Genomic DNA, 20,229 nt, shown 5'->3' with positions numbered 1-20,229 from the left:
CGGTCCCCGTACAACCACAGGAGCCCCATGACCCGCGTTGCCGCCATCGACTGCGGTACCAACTCCATCCGCCTGCTCGTCGCGGACGCGGACCCCGTCACCGGGCGGTTCACCGAGCTGGACCGCCGGATGCGGATCGTCCGGCTCGGCCAGGGTGTCGACCGGACCGGCCGGCTGGCCCCGGAGGCGCTGGAGCGCACCTTCGACGCGTGCCGCGACTACGCGGCCGTGATCAAGGACCTCGGCGCCGAGCGGATCCGTTTCGTCGCCACCTCCGCCTCCCGGGACGCGGAGAACAGCGCCGTGTTCGTCCAGGGCGTGCTGGACATCCTGGGCGTCGAGCCCGAGGTCGTCACCGGTGACCAGGAGGCGCAGCTGTCCTTCGACGGCGCCACCAAGGAGCTGGCGGGCAGCGACCACCTGGAGAAGCCCTATCTCGTCGTGGACATCGGCGGCGGCTCCACGGAGTTCGTCGTGGGCGACGACCAGGTGCAGGCCGCCCGGTCGGTGGACATCGGCTGCGTGCGCATGACCGAGCGTCATCTCGTCCAGGACGGCGCCGTGGTGGACCCGCCGACGCCCGACCGGATCGCGGCGATCCGCGCGGACATCGACGCCGCCCTGGATCTCGCCGCCGAGACCGTGCCGCTCGCCTCCGCGGCGACGCTGGTGGGACTGGCGGGGACGGTCACGACGATCGCTGCGATCGAGCTCGGGCTGGAGGAGTACGACTCCGCGGCGATCCACCACTCCAGGGTCTCCGTGGAGCGGGTCCGGGAGATCACCGCGCGGCTGCTCGCCTCGACGCACGAGGAGCGCGCCGCGATCCCCGCGATGCATCCCGGCCGGGTCGATGTGATCGCCTCGGGCGCGCTCGTCCTGCTCGCGGTGATGGAGCGCAGCGGGGCCGCCGAGGTCGTCGTCAGCGAACACGACATCCTGGACGGGATCGCCTGGTCCGCCGCGTGATCACAGTGCTCCCGCGGGCGCGGTGAGAAGCTGCTCATACGCATTCCCGCCTGCACCTTTGAGCTCGAGAAGGCCCCTCCGGACCCGTCCGGAGGGGCCTTTCGCGGAGCGCCGCCACGAAGTTCGTGAACTTCTTCACAAGGAATTCGGTCCCTCTGGGGGAAGTTCTGCCTCCGGGGGGCCGCGAGGGTCCTGTCCGAGGCCGTGTCGCGGTGGTGCGGGGACGTTTCGGTGGTGTGGCCGGGGTGTGTCCCGGGCGGCTGGTTCATCCCGTCCGCCGCCCCAAGGGCCAGCTCACAAGCGGTGAACAACGTTCGCCAGGACCTCGTGGTTCCCCGTGGAAGCCATGACCTGGGTCACGTGGGCGGCGAAGTGTAGCAGAGGGTCGCGCATACCTTGTGAAGGGGCTCACGAGCATGCCCCCCGGGAGGGGTGGATACTCGATGGCATGAGCACCACGGAGCGTCCCAGGATCCTCGTTGTAGGCGGTGGGTACGTAGGCCTGTACGCAGCTCGTCGCATTCTGAAGAAGATGCGGTACGGGGAGGCGACCGTCACGGTCGTCGACCCTCGCTCGTACATGACGTACCAGCCCTTCCTCCCCGAAGCTGCTGCCGGCAGCATCTCGCCTCGGCATGTCGTCGTCCCGCTGCGACGCGTGCTGCCCAAGGCCGAGGTTCTCACCGGCCGTGTCACGACCATCGATCAGGACCGCAAGGTCGCCACGGTCGCGCCGCTCGTCGGCGAGGCCTACGAGCTGCCCTTCGACTACCTGGTCATCGCGATGGGCGCGGTCTCCCGCACCTTCCCGATCCCCGGCCTCGCCGAACAGGGCATCGGCATGAAGGGCATCGAGGAGTCCATCGGCCTGCGCAACCACGTCCTCGAGCAGCTGGACAAGGCCGACTCGACGACCGATGAGGACGTCCGCCGCAAGGCGCTGACGTTCGTCTTCGTGGGCGGCGGCTTCGCCGGCGCGGAGACCATCGGCGAGGTCGAGGACATGGCCCGCGACGCGGCCAAGTACTACACCAGCGTGAAGCGCGAGGACATGCGCTTCATCCTGGTCGACGCCGCCGACAAGATCCTTCCCGAGGTCGGCCCGAAGCTGGGCGCGTACGGCAAGGAGCACCTGGAGAGCCGTGGTGTCGAGGTCTACCTCTCGACGTCCATGGACTCCTGCGTCGACGGTCACGTGGTGCTGAAGAACGGCCTCGAGGTCGACTCCAGCACGATCGTGTGGACGGCCGGCGTGAAGCCGAACCCGGCCCTGGCCCGCTTCGGTCTCCCGCTCGGCCCCCGAGGCCACGTGGACACCTCCGAGAAGCTCCAGGTGCAGGGCACCGACTACATCTGGGCCGCGGGCGACAACGCCCAGGTCCCGGACATGGTCGGCCGCCGCGCGGGCAACCCGAACGCCTGGTGCCCGCCGAACGCCCAGCACGCGCTGCGTCAGGCCAAGGTCCTCGGTGACAACGTCATCTCCGGCATGCGGGGCTTCCCGCAGAAGGAGTACAGCCACGCCAACAAGGGTGCGGTCGCCGGACTCGGCCTGCACAAGGGCGTCGCGATGATCGTCATGGGCAAGGTGAAGATCAAGGTCAAGGGCCGTCTCGCCTGGTACATGCACCGCGGCTACCACGGCATGGCCATGCCGACCTGGAACCGTAAGATCCGGATCTTCGCCGACTGGACCCTGGCGATGTTCCTGAAGCGCGAGGTCGTCTCGCTCGGCGCCATGGAGACTCCGCGCGAGGAGTTCTACGAGGCCGCCAAGCCGAGCCCCGCGCCCGTCGCGGCCAAGGCCGACGGCGACAAGAGCAAGACCGAGGGCGAGAAGGCCAAGGCCTCCTAGCGCTCGTACGTCATCGAAGGGGCCGTCCGCCATCCGTGGTGCGGACGGCCCCTTCGGCGTGCCTGCGCGCCGTCAACTAGATGGGTGGTGCAGGTATTTTGCCCTTCCGTTGCCCGGCCGGGGGATGGCATCGCGGCCGGGTTGCGTTGAGGCTGGTGTACCTCGCCGCGGCCCCGAGGTGTCGCGGCCCGGTTCGGGTGCGTATATGCGAATTTAGGCACGTTCGGAAACACCACCACGGAGGTGTGCACCATGGCCGACGCCGCATCGCGGCTGACCGCTCTTGCCGAAGAGTTGCTGGGGGAGCCCCTGCCCGTCCGGATCAGGGCGTGGGACGGCAGCGAATCCGGGCCGCCGGGTGCCCCCGTCCTCGTCCTGCGCCACCGCCGCGCCCTGCGGCGCCTGCTCTGGAAGCCGGGCGAACTGGGCCTGGCCCGCGCCTGGGTGGCCGGCGAGATCGACGTGGACGGTGATCTGTACGCCGTCCTGGACTCCCTGGCCTCGCTGCTCTGGGAACGCGGCGCCGACGCCAAGGACACCGTCCATCCCGTCCGCGACCCGAAGGTCCGGGCCTTCGCCCGCGGCCTCGTCCAGCTGGCCGGGCCCTGGCCGCCGCCGGCCCCGCCCGCGGAGGAGGTCAGACGCCGCACCGGCGCGCTGCACACCAAGCGCCGCGACAAGGCGGCCATCAGCCACCACTACGACGTGGGCAACGACTTCTACGCCATGGTCCTCGGCCCGTCCATGGTCTACTCGTGCGCCTACTGGCAGGACGGCCGGACCCTCGAAGAGGCCCAGCGGGACAAGCTCGACCTCGTCTGCCGCAAGCTCGCCCTGAAGGAGGGCGACCGGCTCCTGGACGTCGGCTGCGGCTGGGGCTCCATGGCCATCCACGCGGCCCGCGAGTACGGCGCCCGGGTCACCGGTGTGACCCTCTCCACCGAACAGGCCGCCTTCGCCCGTAAGCGCATCGCCGAGGAGGGCCTCACCGACCGGATCGAGATCCGGGTCCAGGACTACCGGGACGTCAGGGACGGCCCGTACGACGCCGTCTCGTCGATCGGCATGGCCGAGCACGTCGGCTCGGTCCGCTTCCGTGAGTACGCCGACGACCTCTACGCACTCCTCAAGCCCGGCGGCCGTCTGCTCAACCACCAGATCGCCCGCCGCCCCGAGAAGGACGAGACCGCCTACCGCATCGACGACTTCATCGACGCCTACGTCTTCCCCGACGGCGAACTGGCCCCGGTCGGCCGCACCGTCGCCACCCTGGAGGAGGCCGGCTTCGAGGCCCGTGACGTCGAGGCGATCCGTGAGCACTACGCGCTGACCCTCCGCCAGTGGGTGACCAACCTGGAGAACAACTGGAAGGAGGCCGTACGGGCCACCTCGCCCGGACGCGCCAGGGTGTGGCGGCTCTACATGGCGGCCTCCGCGCTCTCCTTCGAGCACAACAAGATCGGCGTCAACCAGATCCTCGTGGTGCGTCCACGGGAGGGCGGCGCCGCGGACATGCCGCTGCGGGCCCGTGACTGGACGGCGTCGGCCGGGGGCTGACGGCTGCTCCGCACACACGGAAGGGCCGGTACCCGCGGGTACCGGCCCTTCCCGTACGGAGCCGGAGGGGCTACTCCGTCTTGATCGCGGTCAGCATGTTCAGCTTCGCGCCGCTGCGGGCCGGCCAGAGGGAGGCCAGGACGCCCACCAGGCCCGCGAGGACGAGGAAGACGGCGAGCCGGTCCCACGGGATGACCAGGGCGTAGCCCGGGATCGAGGAGGACAGGCTCTTCCCGATGGCCCAGCCGAGGAACGTGCCGAGGCCCACACCGATCACTGCCCCGAAGAGCGAGATGACGACGGCCTCCAGCCGGATCATGCGCTTGACCCTGCGCCGGTCCAGGCCGATGGCGCGCAGCATGCCGATCTCCTGCTGGCGTTCGTAGACCGACATGGCGAGCGTGTTGACGACGCCGAGGACCGCGATGACCAGGGCCATCGCCAGCAGCCCGTACATGATGTTCAGCGCCGTGTTGATGAACCCGCCGAACATGTCCCGGATGCCCTGGCGGTCCATGACGCTCATCGCGGGGTTGTCGCCGAGCGCGTCCACGACGGCCTGCTCGTTGGCTTCGCTCTGGCCGCCGTCCATGGTCAGCCAGACCTCACGGATGTCCGACAGGGTCTCGTGCGGGTCGACGAGGTCCTCGGAGATCAGGACGGGGGAGAGGAACTCGTTGCCCTCGTAGAGCGCGCCGACCTTCAGGGTCTCCTTCTTCTCGTCCTGGTACGTCACGGGGACGCTGTCGCCGGTCTTCCAGCCGTGCGACTTCGCGGTCTTGCGGTCGACGGCGATCTCGCCGTCCTTCAGGGAGGAGAGCGAACCGGAGACCGTCTTCAGGGCGAAGACCTTCTCGACGTCACCCGGGGTGACTCCGGAGGCCGAGACGCCCTCCTCCTTGCCGACGGTCAGCCAGACCGACCGCTGGGGGGAGGCCGCGGCGACGCCGTCGGCCTTGCGCAGGGCGGTGAGGGCCGTCTCGTCGAGCGGCTCCCCGCTGGCCATCGAGACCATGTAGTCGGCCCGGATGTTGTCCGTCGTCATCTTGTCGATGGCCTGGCCCAGCGTGACTCCGAGCACCGAGATGCCGGTGACCAGGGTGAGACCGATCGCCAGGGCGGAGGCGGTGGCTCCGGTACGCCGCGGATTACGGACCGCGTTCTGCGCCGCCAGCTTGCCGGAGACCCCGAACGCCGTGCGCAGCAGCGGGCGGAAGAGGGCGATCACCGGCCGCGAGAGCAGCGGGATGAGCACGATGACACCGATCAGGGCCAGGAACGCCCCTCCGCCGATGAGCCAGCGGCCGTTCTCGTCGCCCTGGGCGGCACCGCCGATGATCGCGGCGGACCCGAGCAGGGTGAGGACCCCGCCGATCGAGTTCCGTACGACGAGGGACTTGGTGGTGGCCACGGCGTGCACGCTGCTCATCGCCGCCACCGGCGGGATCTTGGCGGCGCGGCGGGCGGGCAGCCAGGCGGCGAACACGGTGATCAGCACACCGACGGCGAACGCCGAGGCGACCGAGACGGGGGAGACGACCAGCGGTCCGGCCGGGATCTTCCCGCCGAACATGCCCATGGCGGAGCGCAGTCCGGTGGCGAGGCCGACGCCGAGCGCGAAGCCGGCCACCGACGCGACCACGCCGACGACACCGGCCTCCAGCAGGATGGCCCGCTTGACCTGCCGGCGGGAGGCGCCGACGGCGCGCATCAGGGCGAGTTCCTTGGTGCGCTGGGCGATGAGCATGGTGAACGTGTTGGCGATCAGGAACACACCGACGAAGAGCGCGATGGCTGCGAAGGCGAGCAGCATCGTGTTCAGGCTCTTGAGGCCGGACTCGGTCATCTCGGCCTCCTCGTCCGCGAGGGCCGCGCCCGTCTTGGCCTCGGCGTCCTTGGGGAGGAGGGGCTTCACCGCGGCCAGCAGCGCGGTGTCCGACGCGCCGGGCTCCGCGACGACGCTGACGTCCTTGAACTCGCCGGGCCGCAGGTAGAGCCGCTGGGCCACGTCGGTGTCGAAGAGGACGAGGCTGCCGCCCGCGTTCACGGCACCGTCCTCGGTGGTGAAGACGCCGGAGAGGGTGTACTCCTTCACCGGGCCGTTCGTGGCGACCCGGACCGGGGCCCCCACGCGGTACTCGCCCTTGCTCGCGGTCTCCTTGTCGAGCGCGATCTCGCCGTCCTTCACCGGCCCGGTGCCCTCGGTGAACGTGTACTGCGCGTCCTTGCCGCCGGCGCCGGGGGCGAAGTTGGAGCCGGTGTTGGACCAGCCGTTGCCGATGAGCTTGCCGTCCGGGTCGGCGACGCCCGCGAAGCCGGAGACCCGCCCGGTGGCCTCCGCCACGCCGTCGAGGTCCCGGATCTTCCCGAGCGTCTCCTCGTCGACGGCGGCGGTCTCCTCGTCGCCGCGCTCGGCCCAGGTCGTGACGGCGACGGCGACCTTGTCGTAGTTCTTCGCGGACTGGTTGCGGAAGGCGTTGCCGAGGGTGTCGGTGAAGACCAGGGTGCCCGAGACGAAGGCGACGCCGAGCATCACGGCGAGCACGGTCATCAGCAGCCTGGCCTTGTGCGCAAGCACATTGCGCACGGCGGTACGGAACATGTCGTCAATTCCTGGGGGGAGTTCGGGGTACGGAGGGCAGGGGCGGAAGCCGCCGGGTCAGCTGGTGCGGCCCTTCGCGTCGAACGCCTTCATCCGGTCCAGCACCTTGTCCGCGGTGGGCTGCGTCATCTCGTCGACGACGGCCCCGTCCGCCAGGAAGATCACCCGGTCCGCGTAGGACGCGGCCACCGGGTCGTGGGTCACCATCACCACGGTCTGGCCGAGCTCGCGCACCGAGTTGCGCAGGAAGCCGAGGACCTCGGCGCCGGAGCGGGAGTCGAGGTTCCCGGTCGGCTCGTCGCCGAAGATGATCTCGGGCTGGGAGGCCAGGGCGCGGGCGACCGCCACGCGCTGCTGCTGGCCGCCGGAGAGCTCGGTGGGCCGGTGCTTCAGCCGCTCCGAGAGGCCCACCATGCCGATGACCTTCTCCAGCCAGGCGGCATCGGGCTTACGGCCCGCGATGTCCATCGGCAGGGTGATGTTCTCCAGCGCGGTCAGCGTGGGGAGCAGGTTGAAGGCCTGGAAGATGAAGCCGATCTTGTCCCGGCGCAGCTGGGTGAGCTGCTTGTCCTTCAGGGTCCCGAGCTCCGTCTCACCGATGCGCACGGAGCCGCTGCTGAAGCTGTCGAGACCGGCCACGCAGTGCATCAGCGTGGACTTGCCGGAGCCCGAGGGGCCCATGATCGCGGTGAACTCGCCCTGCGGGAAGTCCACGGTCACCCGGTCCAGGGCGACCACCTGGGTCTCCCCCTGGCCGTAGACCTTCGACAGCTCCGTGGCGCGGGCGGCGACCGCGGTGGTGCGGTGAACGGTGGTGGTGGTCACGGGGGTACTCCTGGTTCGGACGACTGCTTCGCGGGGACCCCACCATCGTCGCCGCCGTATCGCGCCGGGTCGTCAGCCCCCGTGCCCGTTCCCGGGGCCCTCTTGAGTCGCACCCGCGGCGCGGCGGCGTAGTCCTGAGGTAGGAGAGCGACCCCGAGATCCGCCGGCCCAGGCCCCGCGGTCCTGGACCTCAGCGCGGGGGCGCGGTGGACCCCCGGGGCACCAGCCGGGCCGCCGCGTCCTCGAACCCGGGGGCGGTGCCGTCGGCCACCATCGCCAGGAGGGTACGGGCCGCGTGGGTGCCGTACGCGGGGATGTCCCTGCTCAGAGCCGTCAGCGGGGGCCGTACGACGCGGGAGAGCTGGGAGTCGTCCCAGGCGACCAGCGAGAGGTCGCCCGGCACGTCGAGTCCCATCTCCTGGGCGACGGAGAGGCCGGCGACGGCCATGATGTCGTTGTCGTAGAGCACGGCGGTGGGGCGCGCGGCCGAGCTGATCAGCCGCCGTGTGGCGTGCGCGCCCTCCTCGCCGGAGTAGTCGGTGTGCACCACCACCGGCTCGTCGAGGCCGAGTTCGGCGCTGAGCTCGCGCTGGGCGCGGTCGCGCAGCTGGGTGTGCGTCAGCTCGGGCAGCCCGGCGACCCGGGCGATCGAGCGATGACCGAGCGCGGCCAGATACGTCAGGGTGTCCCGCAGCGCCGCCCGCTCGTCCGACCAGACGGGTGTGAGCGGCCCCGCCGCGGACGGGTCGCCGATCACGACGGCGGGCATGCCCAGCTCGGTGATGCCCTCGATGCGCGGATCGGGGGAGCGGACATCGACGACGAAGACCCCGTCCACCCGGCCCTCGCCCCACCAGCGGCGGTACATCTCCAGCTCCTGCGCGGGGTCGGTGACGACCTGGAGGAGCAGGGCGCAGCCGCGCGCCGACAGCTCGGTCTCGATGCCGCTGATCAGCTCCATGAAGAACGGCTCGACCCCGAGCATCCTGGCGGGCCGGGACAGCGCGAGCCCCACGGTGTCGGCCCGCGCACGGGTGAGGGCCCGGGCCGCGCTGTTGGGGCGCCAGCCGATCTCCTGCGCGATGGCCTTGATGGAGGCGCGCGTCGCGGGGGAGACCCCGGGGCGGTCGTTGAGGGCGTACGACACCGCCACCTTCGACACCCCGGCGCGGCGCGCGATGTCGGCGATCGTGGGGCGGTGCTTGGACATGCGACCTCGCTTAACCGGTTCGTGTTCAGGGCGCATCTTAGCCGCAGGGCCCTGACCTCTGTCTTCCCCGGCGCGGTCCAGACCTCTTCCAACACCCCTGAAAAAACTCGAATGGGAGCGCTCCCGCTCTATTGACACCGCTACTGGGCCCCCATACCTTCACGGCACTTACCCGGTTCAGTAACTCCGCTCGGCAGGGACGGCGGGGGAAAAGGAGGGGCTATGGGTACGCGTACCCGGCTGCGGGTCACCACCGCACTCGCCGTGTTCACACTCGCCGCGACCGCGTGCACGGGAGGCGGTTCGGGGACGGGCGGCTCCGGCGGCCCGGTCGGCAAGGGCGGCTCGCTTCCGCGCAATGAGACGCTCTACACCACCGGCACCCAGTGGGGGCCTCCGGCCAACTACAACCCGCTGCGCAACTGGGACCACGCGACCGGCACCAAGGGCCTGGTCTACGAGACGCTGTTCCACTTCGACCCCAACGAGGGCAAGCTGACGCCCTGGCTCGCGGAGTCGGGCAGCTGGACCGACGACAAGACGTACGAGGTGAAGCTGCGCTCCGGCATCACCTGGGCCGACGGCAAGCCGCTGACCGCGAAGGACGTGGCGTACTCCTACGGCCTGGGCAAGATCGAGGCCGCCTCCTTCCACTCGCTGTGGAGCTGGCTGTCCGACGCGAAGGCGGTGGACGACAGCACGGTCCGCTTCACCTTCAAGGAGGCCCGCTACCAGGAGTGGGACTACACCCTCTACGGCCAGCCGGTCGTCCCCGAGCACATCTGGAGCACCCGCTCCGACGAGGACGTCCTCAACGGCGTCAACGACAAGCCGGTCGGCACCGGGGCGTACAAGCTCAAGAGCAAGTCCCAGGACCGGGTCGTCTGGGAGCGGCGCGACGACTGGTGGGGCACCAAGGCGCTCAGCATGACGCCCGCCCCCCGCTACATCGTCGACGTCTCCAACCCGAGCAACGAAGTGGTCATCGGTCAGCTGGGTCAGGGCCAGCTGGACCTCAGCAACAACTTCCTGCCCGGAGCCTCCTCGCTGGTCAAGAGCAAGAAGGTCGTCTCGTACTACGACGAGGCCCCCTACATGCTCTCGGCCAACACCGCCTGGCTGGTGCCCAACACCACCAAGAAGCCGATGGACGACGCCGCCTTCCGCAGGGCGCTGGCCGCTTCCGTCGACACCTCCAAGATCGTGAAGGGTGTGTACGGCGACCTCGTCAAGCCGGCCTCCCCGACCGGGCTGCTGCCGCAGTGGGAGCAGTACGAGGACAAGGCCCTCATCGCGGAGAAGGGCTTCACGCACGACGCCGCCGCGGCGAAGAAGGAGCTCGCGGACGCCGGTTACAAGGACAAGGACGGCGACGGCTTCGTCGAGAACAAGGACGGCTCCGCCCTCAGCCTGAAGCTGGCCGTGCCCTCCGGCTGGACGGACTGGATGGAGGCCGCCAAGGTCATCGCCGCCGGGGCCAAGGAGGCGGGCATCAAGCTCAGCACCGAGTTCCCCGACCAGAACGCCCTGAACGAGCAGCGCGGCAAGGGCGACTTCGACCTCGTCATCAACAACGAGCGCCAGCTGTCGAACACCCCCTGGACGTACTACGACTACATGTTCCAGATGCCCGTCCAGAAGCAGCAGAACACGGTCAACTTCGGCCGGTACGAGAACGAAGAAGCCTGGAAGCTGGTGCAGGAGCTCGGCGGGGTGAAGACCGACGACGCCGCGGGCATGAAGGCCGCCGTGTCGAAGATCCAGGACATCCAGCTGACCGAGATGCCCATCATCCCGCTCTGGTACAACGGCCTCTGGTCGCAGTCCACCACCGGTACCTGGACGAACTGGCCGTCGGACGCCGACGGTGCTCCCAAGACGGCACCCGCCCTGTGGCGCAACTGGCTGGAGATGGGCGGCTTCGAGACGCTCACCCAGCTGAAGCCCGCCAAGTAGCGCGGAAGCCGCCGTCCATGACCGCCCCGCCGTGCGCCCACACCTGACCGTGTGCGCACGGCGGGGCTCTCCACCAGGGGAGCACCCTTGCGCCGCTACTTCGCCCGCAAACTTCTCATCTACGCACTGACCTTCGTCGTCGCCGTCACCGTCAACTGGATGATCCCGCGCTTCATGCCCGGAGACCCGGTCTCCGCCATGGTCGCCCGCGCCCGGGTCTCGCAGCCGGAGGCCGCCGAGGCGATGCGCACGTACTACAACAACCTGTTCGGCTTCGACGAGCCGCTGTGGCAGCAGTACCTCCACTTCTGGGGGGCACTCCTCCAGGGCGACTTCGGCATCTCGATCTTCGTCTTCCCCACGCCCGTCGGCGACGTCCTGCTCGACGCGCTCCCGTACACGCTCGGGCTGATGATCCCGGCCGTCCTGCTCAGCTGGTTCGTGGGCAACTGGATCGGTGCGCTGTCCGCCCGCCGCAAGGTCCTGGACAACACCGTGCTGCCGGCCGGGTATCTGCTCACCGCCATGCCGTACATGTGGATCGCCGTCATCCTCGCCTGGGCGCTGGGCGCCAAGGCCGGCTGGTTCCCCATATCCGGGGGCTACAGCCTGGACATCCAGCCCGGCTGGAGCGCCGACTTCGCGGTGGACGCGCTGCACCACTGGGTGCTGCCGTTCCTCTCCCTCTTCCTGGTCGCGCTCGGCGGCTGGGCCATCGGCATGCGCAACATGATCATCTACGAGCTGGAGTCGGACTACTCCGCCTATCTGTCGGCCCTCGGCGCACCCCAGCGGCTGATCCGCCGCTACGCGTTCCGCAACGCCGTACTGCCCCAGGTCACCGGGCTGGCGCTCCAGCTCGGGGTGCTCGTCGCCGGAGCGCTCGTCACCGAGATCGTCTTCGCCTACCCGGGGCTCGGCTCACTGATCCTGGCCGCGATCCAGAACCAGGACTTCTTCCTGCTCCAGGGCGCGTTCCTCTTCATCGTCATCGGCGTACTGATCGCCAACTTCCTCATCGACATCGTGTACGTCATCGTCGACCCCCGCACCCGTACGGGCATGGCAGGAGGCACGTCATGAGCACACTGCCCGACCCGGCACCCGAGGCCCCGTCCGCCGACGCGCCCGTCGCCAAGCCCGGCCGCGAGTCGCTGCACTACGCGGTGCGCAACCCCAAGTTGATCATCGGCGTGACCCTCGTCGCCGTCCTGCTCGCCGTCGGCGTCATCGGCCCGATGCTGCTCGACAGCGGCAACCCCAACGAGTACGTGGGCCCGCAGGCCGCCGCGCCCGACGGCACGTACTGGATGGGCACCACCACCTTCGGCCAGGACGTGTACGCCCAGTTCGTGCACGGGCTGCGCGCCACCTTCCTGGTGGGCGTCGTCGGCGGGGCCATCGCCGCCGTGATCGCCATGGTGGTCGGCTTCCTCGCCGGCTACCGGGGCGGAGTCACCGACGAGATCCTCAACATGCTCACCAACGTCGTCCTCGTGATCCCCGCCCTCGCCGTCCTGCTGATCATCAACGCCTACATGGGCGTGCGCAGCGTGGCCGTGCAGGGCCTGTTCATCGGACTGACCTCGTGGCCCTGGGCGGCGCGGGCCATCCGCGCGCAGACGTTCTCGCTGCGCACCCGGGAGTTCGTGGATCTGGCCCGGCTCAGCGGGAGCGGCACCTGGCGGATCGTCTTCCGCGAGATCGCGCCCAACATGAGCTCGTACCTCTTCATGATGTTCATCCTCCTCTTCGGCGGGTCCATCCTCATCGCCTCCTCGCTGGACTTCATCGGGCTCGGCCCGACCGAGGGCGTCTCGCTCGGCCTGATGCTCCAGAGCGCCCAGCAGTGGAGCGCGCTCCAACTCGGCATGTGGTGGTGGTTCATTCCGCCGGGCGCCGGGATCACCGCGATCGTCGGCGCGCTCTACGTCGCCAACGTGGGCCTCGACGAGGTCTTCAACCCGAAGCTGAGGGAGTCCTGAGCACATGACCCTGACCGTCAACGATCTGCGGGTCCACTACCGCACGCTGCGTGGCGAGGTCCGGGCCCTGGACGGCGTCGGCTTCGACCTGGCGGACGGCGAGATCCTGGGCCTGGCCGGCGAGTCCGGCTGCGGCAAGACCACCCTGGGCAAGTCCCTCATCCGTCTCGACGGGCGGATGCGGCACGTGGGCGGCACCGTGACCCTGGACGGCGACGAACTGCCGCTGTCCGACGACCGGGCCATGAACGCCTACCGCTTCCACAAGATCTCGCTCGTCCCCCAGTACTCGATGAGCGCGCTCAACCCGACCCGGCGCATCGGCCGCATGATCCGCGAGCTCCTCGCCTCGCGCGGTGTCACCGTGGACACGGACGAACTGCACCGCAGGCTCGCGCTGGTCGGCCTCGAACCCGAGGTCCTGGAGCGCTATCCCATCGAGCTGTCCGGGGGCATGAAGCAGCGCGCCGTCATGGTGATCTCCACGCTGCTCGACCCGTCCGTGCTCATCGCCGACGAGGTCACGTCGGCGCTGGACGTCTCCAACCAGCAGGCCGTCGTGGGCGCGCTCACCGGGCTCCGCGACAAGGGCCTGGTCACCAGCATGATCTTCGTGACCCACGACCTCGGGCTGACCTCGCACATCGCCGACTCGATCATGGTGATGTACGCGGGCAAGCTCGCCGAGAAGGCGCCCACGAAGACGCTGACCACCGCGCCCCGCCACCCGTACACCAAGATGCTGATCGGCTCGCTGCCCCAGGTCGGCGCCCGCTTCAAGGACAAGCCGCTCAGCGGCATCGAGGGCTCCCCGCCCTCCCTGCTGAACCCTCCCGCCGGCTGCCGCTTCCGCGCCCGCTGCCCGCTCGCCGACAGCGGGTGTGCCGAGGAGCCCCCGGTCGTCGAGGTAGCCCCGCGCCACACCGTCGCATGCTGGAAGGCGGCCTGATGCTGACCCTCGACCGTGTCACCAAGACCTTCCGGGCCGGTGCCTTCGGCGGCGGCTCCACCACCGCCGTCGACCGGGTGTCCTTCTCCGCCGCACCGGGCGAGCTGGTCTCCCTCATCGGAGAGAGCGGCAGCGGCAAGTCCACCATCGGCCGCATGGTGCTCGGCCTCACCCAGGTCAGCTCCGGCAGCCTCACCCTCGACGGCGAACAGGTCCGTCCCGGCAAGGACTTCTACCGCCGTGTCCAGGGCGTCTTCCAGGACCCCTTCAGCTGCTACAACCCCGTCTTCAAGGCCGACCGAGTCTTCGCCCTCGTCCGCCGCGCCTACCACCCGGGCGTCTCCGACAAGGAGTGGGCCGACCGCGTGGAGAAGGCCGTACGGGACGTACGCCTGGACCCCGGGCAGGTGCTCGGCCGCTATCCGCACCAGCTCAGCGGCGGCCAGCTCCAGCGCCTGCTGATCGCCAGGGCGCTCCTGCTCGACCTGCGTTTCCTGGTCGCCGACGAGATCACCAGCATGCTCGACGCCTCCACCCGCATCGACGTGCTCAACCTTCTCGCGGGCCTCAAGGAGCGGGGTCTCGGCGTCCTCTACATCACCCACGACCTCTCCCTCGGCACCTATCTCGCCGAGAGGACGGTGGTGCTCAGGAACGGCCGGGTCGTCGAACGCGGCGATACGCAGAAGGTCTTCGGCAACCCGCTCCACCCCTACACCCGCACGCTCCTGGCCGCGGTGCCCCGGCTGAACCAGCCCTGGACGTCCGCCGAACCCGTCGAGTCCTGCGCCTACCACGAGGGAGGCGCACAGGACTCCGATCTGCACGAGACGGAACCGGACCACTTCGTCGCCTGCGCCCAACTCCCCGACTGCGGAAGGACCTCCGCGTGACCTCTCGCCACCTGCCCCTGCACGAGGGCTGGACGCTCACCGCCGACGGCCCCGTACCGGTGGGGCTCCCCACGGGCGGCGTCGCCGCGGCCGTCCCCGGCTGCGTGCACACGGACCTGCTGGCCGCCGGGCTGATCGACGACCCGTATCTGGACGACAACGAGAACCGGCTCGGCTGGATCGGCCGCACCGACTGGACGTACAGCACCGCCTTCGACTGGTCCGACGACGGGCACGAGTCCGCCGCTCTCTGCTTCGACGGCCTCGACACCGTCGCCACGGTCCTGCTCAACGGCACCGAGGTGGGCAGCACCGCCAACCAGCACCGCGCCTACCGCTTCCCCGTCAGGGAGCTGCTGCGCGAGGGCTCCAACACCCTCGCCGTACGCTTCACCGCGCCGTACGCCTACGCCGAGGCACTGCGCGACAAGCTCGGCGACCGGCCGGGCGCCTACTCCGAGCCGTACGCCTTCATCCGCAAGATGGCATGCAACTTCGGCTGGGACTGGGGCCCGACCCTGGTCACCTCGGGCATCTGGCGGCCCGTCGCCCTGGAGTCCTGGAGCGGCCCGAGGATCGCCGAGGTGAAGGTCCTCGCCGACCTCGACGGGGACGGGGTGCCGCGCCTGGCCCTCACCCTCGACGTCGAACGGTCCGGCGACGGCCCTCTGGAGGCGACGGTGGAGGTGGCCGGCGAACGGGCCGTGTTCAGTGTCCCGGCCGGAGGGTCCCGCGGAGAGGTCACGCTCTCCGTCCCCGTCGCGGAGCGCTGGTGGCCGCACAGCCACGGCGAGCAGCCGCTGTACGACGTCACCGTCCGCCTCGGCGACGAGGCGTGGAGCGGCAGGACGGGTTTCCGGGGCGTCGCCCTGGAGCACGAGGCGTTCCGCGTCTCGGTGAACGACGAGCCCGTCTTCGTGCGCGGGGTGAACTGGATCCCCGACGACTGCTTCCCCGCGCGGGTCACCCGGCAGCGGATCTCCGACCGTTTCGACCAGGCGGTCGCGGCGGGTGTGAACCTCATCCGCGTCTGGGGCGGCGGCCTCTACGAGAGCGACGACTTCTACGAGCTGGCCGACGAGAAGGGGCTGCTGGTCTGGCAGGACTTCCCGTTCGCCTGCTCGGCCTATCCGGAGGAGCAGCCGCTGTACGACGAGGTGGCCGCCGAGGCGCGCGAGAACCTCGTCCGGCTCGCCCCGCACCCCTCACTGGTGCTGTGGTGCGGGAACAACGAGAACCTGGAGGGCCACGCCGACTGGGGCTGGCAGGAGAAGCTGGAGGGCCGCACCTGGGGGCACGCGTACTACCACGAGCTGCTGCCCGCCCTGTGCGCCGAGACCGATCCCACCCGTCCCTACTGGCCGGGCTCGCCCTACTCGGGCTCCCCGGAGCTGCCCCCGCAGGACCCCGCCCGGGGCACGGTGCACCTCTGGGATGTCTGGAACCGCGTCGACTACACCCACTACGCCGACACCGCCCACCGCTTCGTGGCCGAGTTCGGCTTCCAGGGCCCGCCCGCGTACGCCACCCTGCGCCGGGCCGTCAGCGGTCCGCTCGGCCTGGGCGCCCCGCTGATCGCCCACCACCAGAAGGCGGAGGACGGCGACGCCAAGCTGCTGCGCGGCCTGGGCGACCATCTTCCGCAGCCCACCTCCTTCGACGACTGGCACTGGCTCACCCAGCTGAACCAGGCCCGCGCGGTGGCCTTCGGCATCCGCCACTTCCGCTCGCACACCCCGTACTGCATGGGCTCGATCGTGTGGCAGCTCAACGACTGCTGGCCGGTCGTGTCCTGGGCCGCGGTGGACGGGGACGGCCGCCGCAAGCCCCTCTGGTACGCCCTGCGCGCGGTGTACGCCGACCGCCTGATGGCCGTACGGGACGGAGCCCTGCACCTGGTCAACGACTCCCCCCGCCTCTGGGAGGGCGTGCTGCGGCTGACCCGGCGCTCGCTGGACGGCACGGTCCTGGCCCAGGAGGAGGTGACGGTGAGCACGGCGCCCCGCGACGTCTCCCGCGTCCCCCTGCCGGCCGCGGTCGCCGAGCCCGGAGACAGCACCCGTGAGGTGCTCGTGGCGGAGCTGGGCGAGCTGCGTGCGGTCGAGTTCTACGAGGAGGACACCCGCCTCGCGCTGCCACCCGCCCGGTACGACGTCTCCGTGACCCAGGGTGACGAGTCGGGTATCGGATACCGGGTGACCGTGACGGCACGGACCCTCCTGAGGGACCTCGCCCTCTTCCCCGACCGGCTCGACCCGGCGGCCGAGGTGGACGACATGCTCGTCACCCTGCTGCCCGGCGAGAGCGCCGTGTTCCATGTCACGGGCGCGGTGCTGAAGGACCCGGAGGCACTGGGGACGCGCCCGGTGCTGAGGTGCGTCAACGACACCGCCCGCACCTGAGGTGGCGGAACCCTGGCGAACGGTGGCGCGGGCCCCTGGCGTATGGGCCGTGCGAGTGCGGCGAGTTTCCGTCATTCCCGTTTGCCGGGGTTCGTCCTGCTCGGAAGGTCCGGGCGTGTGCTGATGCGGTGCGAAGTGTCTGACGGACACTCAAACGGTCAATAAAATAAGACAACATCGAGCGGGTGTTCCGCTGTTCGAGGGACGCCCCCGGATAGGGTCTTGTGCCAACGCGGAGCCGCGCGCCCACGCCCGGGTGGTGGAATGCAGACACGGCGAGCTTAAACCTCGCTGCCTCCTCGGGGGCGTGCCGGTTCGAGTCCGGCTCCGGGCACTCAACTCTGCACGGGTTGAGCTGCACGAAAGGCTGACTTCGCAGCCCGCGGTCCGGGCACTGGGCGCACGGCGGGAGCACCGCCTCCCCGCTGCCGTGCGCGGCGTACGTCGCAGAGCGTGAGAAGGCCGCACCCGAACGCAGTCACCGGTCCGGCCGGAGCCGAGGGCGGCCCGAGGGGCGCGGGTGCCGGTCCGTGCGGCGCCGTGGGCCGCCGGTGCGGCGCGGGCCGAGGGGGCCGCTGAGTACTTCAGTCGTCAACTCCTCAAAGATCCTCCTCTGGCACTAGGGTCATTGTTTTGCCTACCCATTACTCTTGTGGCAAGGCCACGCACGGTGGCCATGGAGGAGTGAAATGAGGAGCAGCAACCCGGTCTTCTCGCGACGGGGGTTCAGCCGCGACAACGGCTACGCGGGCTTCAACGCGGCGCCGCAGGCCGGGGCCCCGGCAGCGGGTGCCAACCCGTACGCCCAGGGCGCCGCCGCCAACCCGTACGCCACGAACCCCTACGCCCAGCAGGACACCCAGTACGGCGCCCCGCAGGCGCCGGCGCGCTCCGGCGCGATGACGATCGACGACGTCGTCACGCGTACGGCGATGACGCTGGGCACCGTGGTGCTCACCGCCGCGCTGTCCTGGGCCCTGCTGCCGGTCGACGAGGCCAATCTCGGCAAGTCCTACGGCATCGCCATCGGCGCGGCCCTGGTGGCGTTCGTCTTCGCGATCATCCAGTCCTTCAAGCGCAAGGCCTCGCCCGCGCTGATCCTGGCCTACGCGGCCTTCGAGGGTGTCTTCCTCGGAGTGATCTCCAGCACGGTCAGCACCTACATCAGCCCCGGCACGGTGATGCAGGCGGTCATGGGCACCATGTGTGTCTTCGCCGGTGTCCTCATCGCGTACAAGATGCGCTGGATCCGCGTCACCCGCCGTTTCTACGGCTTCGTGATGGCCGCGGCCATGGGCTTCGTGCTCCTGATGATGGTCAACCTGCTGTTCAGCGTCTTCGGTGGCGGTGACGGCCTGGGCTTCCGCAGCGGCGGCCTCGGCATCCTCTTCGGCGTGATCGGCATCATCCTGGGCGCGTGCTTCCTCGCCCTGGACTTCAAGCAGGTCGAGGACGGCATCAACTACGGCGCCCCGCGCGAGGAGGCATGGCTGGCGGCCTTCGGCCTCACCATGACCCTCGTGTGGATCTACCTGGAGATGCTGCGTCTGCTCTCCATCCTCAACGGGGACGACTGACCCCTGTAGGTGGACGACGACGGAACGGCCCGCAGGTTCGCCTGCGGGCCGTTCCGTCGTTGCGGGAAGGGTGACCCCGGGGCGCGTTGGCAACCGTCCTGCGGGGGCGCGTAGGGTCACGGCGTGCTCGATACGACCCCTCTGATCACCGCCGTGGACCGATTCGCCGACCGGGTGCGCAGCGCCCCGCAGAGCCGGCTCCAGCGCGGCACGGCCGCGGAGGCCCTGGCCGCGGCCAGGGAGCTGTCCGCCCGTGCCCAGCGCGCCGAGTCGCCCGGACGGGAGCCGCGGGTGATGCCGGACGCGGGGATGTTCGCGGTCGGTGACCAGCTGGCCGTCGCGGGCCGGGATCTGGCCGTGGCACTGGAAACGGCCTCGTCCCAGGAGCTGGACGAGGCCGTGCGGTGTGTCGAGGAGGCGGCGGCGCGTGCGTTCGCACCCGGGCCGCGCTAGAACGAGGCGATGACGCGGTCGGCGAGGATGTAGACGTTCTCGTCGCCGCACGAGAAGGTCAGCGCGTAGGCACCGGAGACGCCGGAACCGCCCAGCAGTACCGGCTGCTGGCCGGAGCGCAGCGACTCGGCGAGACGCTCGGCGGTCTCCCGGTGGCCGGGGGTCATACAGAGCGTCGTGCCGTCGGCGAAGACGTACACGTCGAGCGTCCCGAGCGGGCCGGGCCGCACGTCCGTGAGCTCCGTACCGGTGTCGGCGAGCCGCTCCAGGCGGTTCACGGTACGCTCATGGTCGGTGACGACCGGTGTCTGCACGGGGACGAAGTCCGGGTGCGAGGGGTGGCGGCGACGGGCCGCGGCCAGCTCCGGGGAGTCCTCGGCGAACTCCGCGTACTCGGCGACCTCGGGCAGGTCGGTGAGTTCGGCCAGCTCGACCAGTTCGTCGAGGGCGTCGCCCGCTTCGAGGTCCATCGCCTCCAGGCCCGCGAAATCGCTCTGGCGGGGCATGAAGAACGGGGCGTCATCGCCGAGCCCGCCCAGCAGGGACGGGGCGTCGGCGGCGTCGCGGGCTTCCTGGGCGGCCCAGAAGGCGCGAGCCTCGGCGAGCTCCCGCTCCCGCTCCTCGGCGAGTGCTTCGGCGACCGCCGCGCGTATCTCCTCGACGGGCGTGGTGGAGCTGCGGTCCTGCTGTTCGGGGACGGTCGCGCGGAGGGTCCGGCCCTCCGCCAGCTCCGTGCGCAGGGCGCTGACCTGCTTGCGCAGCCCGTGAGCAGCGTGCAGAGCGGCGGCGCCGACAGCCGTGGCAGCGGCGGTGGTCAGCAACAGGGCAAACGGCATGGCGCTCACTGACATACTCCCGGTTTCAATCGACACCCCCGACTTCCTACATCAGCTTGTCCTGTACTGGTGCGTCCTGTCAGTGCATTACGTCACGAATTGGACAGGTCTTTGGGCTCTGTGTTTATCCCTGTGACGGGTGTGACCTGCAGAAACGACT

General features: G+C 70.1%; 15 protein-coding genes and 1 tRNA gene. 12 read left to right on the top strand and 4 right to left on the bottom strand.

All coding sequences use genetic code 11. The annotated features are described in order from the left end of the window. The first annotated feature begins 27 nt into the window (after window positions 1–27). The 3 genes from AMK10_RS33765 (at window position 28) to AMK10_RS33755 (ending at window position 4,381) form a co-directional block, all read left to right on the top strand. A complete protein-coding gene (locus AMK10_RS33765) occupies window positions 28–969 on the top strand; it encodes a Ppx/GppA phosphatase family protein (protein ID WP_073753113.1) in 942 nt (313 codons plus the stop codon). Between the two features lie 448 nt (window positions 970–1,417). Continuing rightward, entirely contained in the window at window positions 1,418–2,824 is a 1,407-nt protein-coding gene (locus AMK10_RS33760) for an NAD(P)/FAD-dependent oxidoreductase (RefSeq protein ID WP_073753110.1), read from the top strand. Window positions 2,825–3,076: 252 nt separating this feature from the next. Next, window positions 3,077–4,381: an SAM-dependent methyltransferase gene (locus AMK10_RS33755; RefSeq protein ID WP_073753108.1), complete on the top strand. Its 1,305-nt coding sequence runs from the start codon at window positions 3,077–3,079 to the stop codon at window positions 4,379–4,381. 70 nt (window positions 4,382–4,451) lie between these two features. Here AMK10_RS33755 and AMK10_RS33750 read toward each other — a convergent pair whose 3' ends face one another. From AMK10_RS33750 to AMK10_RS33740, 3 genes are all read right to left on the bottom strand, one after another. Beyond that, window positions 4,452–6,983, bottom strand: coding sequence for an ABC transporter permease (locus AMK10_RS33750; protein WP_073753106.1), 2,532 nt, complete (start codon window positions 6,981–6,983; stop codon window positions 4,452–4,454). 57 nt (window positions 6,984–7,040) lie between these two features. Then, a complete protein-coding gene (locus tag AMK10_RS33745) occupies window positions 7,041–7,808 on the bottom strand; it encodes an ABC transporter ATP-binding protein (RefSeq protein ID WP_073753104.1) in 768 nt (255 codons plus the stop codon). Window positions 7,809–7,998: 190 nt separating this feature from the next. Then, the gene (locus AMK10_RS33740; protein ID WP_073753102.1) at window positions 7,999–9,018 is read right to left on the bottom strand and encodes a LacI family DNA-binding transcriptional regulator; all 1,020 of its coding nucleotides are present in this window, start codon (window positions 9,016–9,018) and stop codon (window positions 7,999–8,001) included. A 222-nt stretch (window positions 9,019–9,240) separates the two neighbouring features. Here AMK10_RS33740 and AMK10_RS33735 point away from each other — a divergent pair, with 222 nt between their 5' ends. The 9 genes from AMK10_RS33735 (at window position 9,241) to AMK10_RS33695 (ending at window position 19,233) form a co-directional block, all read left to right on the top strand. Continuing rightward, window positions 9,241–10,974 carry an ABC transporter substrate-binding protein gene (locus AMK10_RS33735; protein WP_073753100.1) on the top strand — a complete coding sequence of 578 codons (1,734 nt, stop codon included), beginning with the start codon at window positions 9,241–9,243 and terminating at the stop codon, window positions 10,972–10,974. 87 nt (window positions 10,975–11,061) lie between these two features. Beyond that, window positions 11,062–12,057: an ABC transporter permease gene (locus AMK10_RS33730; RefSeq protein WP_073753098.1), complete on the top strand. Its 996-nt coding sequence runs from the start codon at window positions 11,062–11,064 to the stop codon at window positions 12,055–12,057. Then, a complete protein-coding gene (locus AMK10_RS33725; RefSeq protein ID WP_073753096.1) occupies window positions 12,054–12,959 on the top strand; it encodes an ABC transporter permease in 906 nt (301 codons plus the stop codon). The genes AMK10_RS33730 and AMK10_RS33725 overlap by 4 nt, the downstream gene beginning before the upstream one ends. A gap of 4 nt (window positions 12,960–12,963) precedes the next feature. Then, complete coding sequence (locus AMK10_RS33720) at window positions 12,964–13,908, top strand: ABC transporter ATP-binding protein (RefSeq protein ID WP_073753094.1); 945 nt, start codon at window positions 12,964–12,966, stop codon at window positions 13,906–13,908. Then, window positions 13,908–14,801: an ATP-binding cassette domain-containing protein gene (locus AMK10_RS33715; protein WP_073753536.1), complete on the top strand. Its 894-nt coding sequence runs from the start codon at window positions 13,908–13,910 to the stop codon at window positions 14,799–14,801. The genes AMK10_RS33720 and AMK10_RS33715 overlap by 1 nt, the downstream gene beginning before the upstream one ends. Continuing rightward, window positions 14,798–17,203, top strand: a complete 2,406-nt coding sequence (locus tag AMK10_RS33710) for a glycoside hydrolase family 2 protein (protein ID WP_073753093.1) — start codon at window positions 14,798–14,800, stop codon at window positions 17,201–17,203. Before AMK10_RS33715 ends, AMK10_RS33710 begins: the two co-directional genes overlap by 4 nt. 250 nt (window positions 17,204–17,453) lie before the next feature. After that, window positions 17,454–17,537 (top strand) — tRNA-Leu (locus AMK10_RS33705). Between the two features lie 355 nt (window positions 17,538–17,892). Continuing rightward, window positions 17,893–18,780: a Bax inhibitor-1/YccA family protein gene (locus tag AMK10_RS33700; protein ID WP_073753092.1), complete on the top strand. Its 888-nt coding sequence runs from the start codon at window positions 17,893–17,895 to the stop codon at window positions 18,778–18,780. A gap of 123 nt (window positions 18,781–18,903) precedes the next feature. Further along, complete coding sequence (locus AMK10_RS33695; protein ID WP_073753091.1) at window positions 18,904–19,233, top strand: hypothetical protein; 330 nt, start codon at window positions 18,904–18,906, stop codon at window positions 19,231–19,233. Here the strand turns inward: AMK10_RS33695 and AMK10_RS33690 are convergent. Further along, window positions 19,230–20,084: a hypothetical protein gene (locus AMK10_RS33690; RefSeq protein WP_198959851.1), complete on the bottom strand. Its 855-nt coding sequence runs from the start codon at window positions 20,082–20,084 to the stop codon at window positions 19,230–19,232. The two genes, AMK10_RS33695 and AMK10_RS33690, sit on opposite strands and share 4 nt — an antisense overlap. Between the last annotated feature and the right edge of the window lie 145 nt (window positions 20,085–20,229).

The organism is Streptomyces sp. CB02058, from assembly GCF_001905505.1.
Classification (GTDB): Bacteria; Actinomycetota; Actinomycetes; order Streptomycetales; family Streptomycetaceae; genus Streptomyces.
This window is presented reverse-complemented; position numbering and strand designations above follow the sequence as displayed.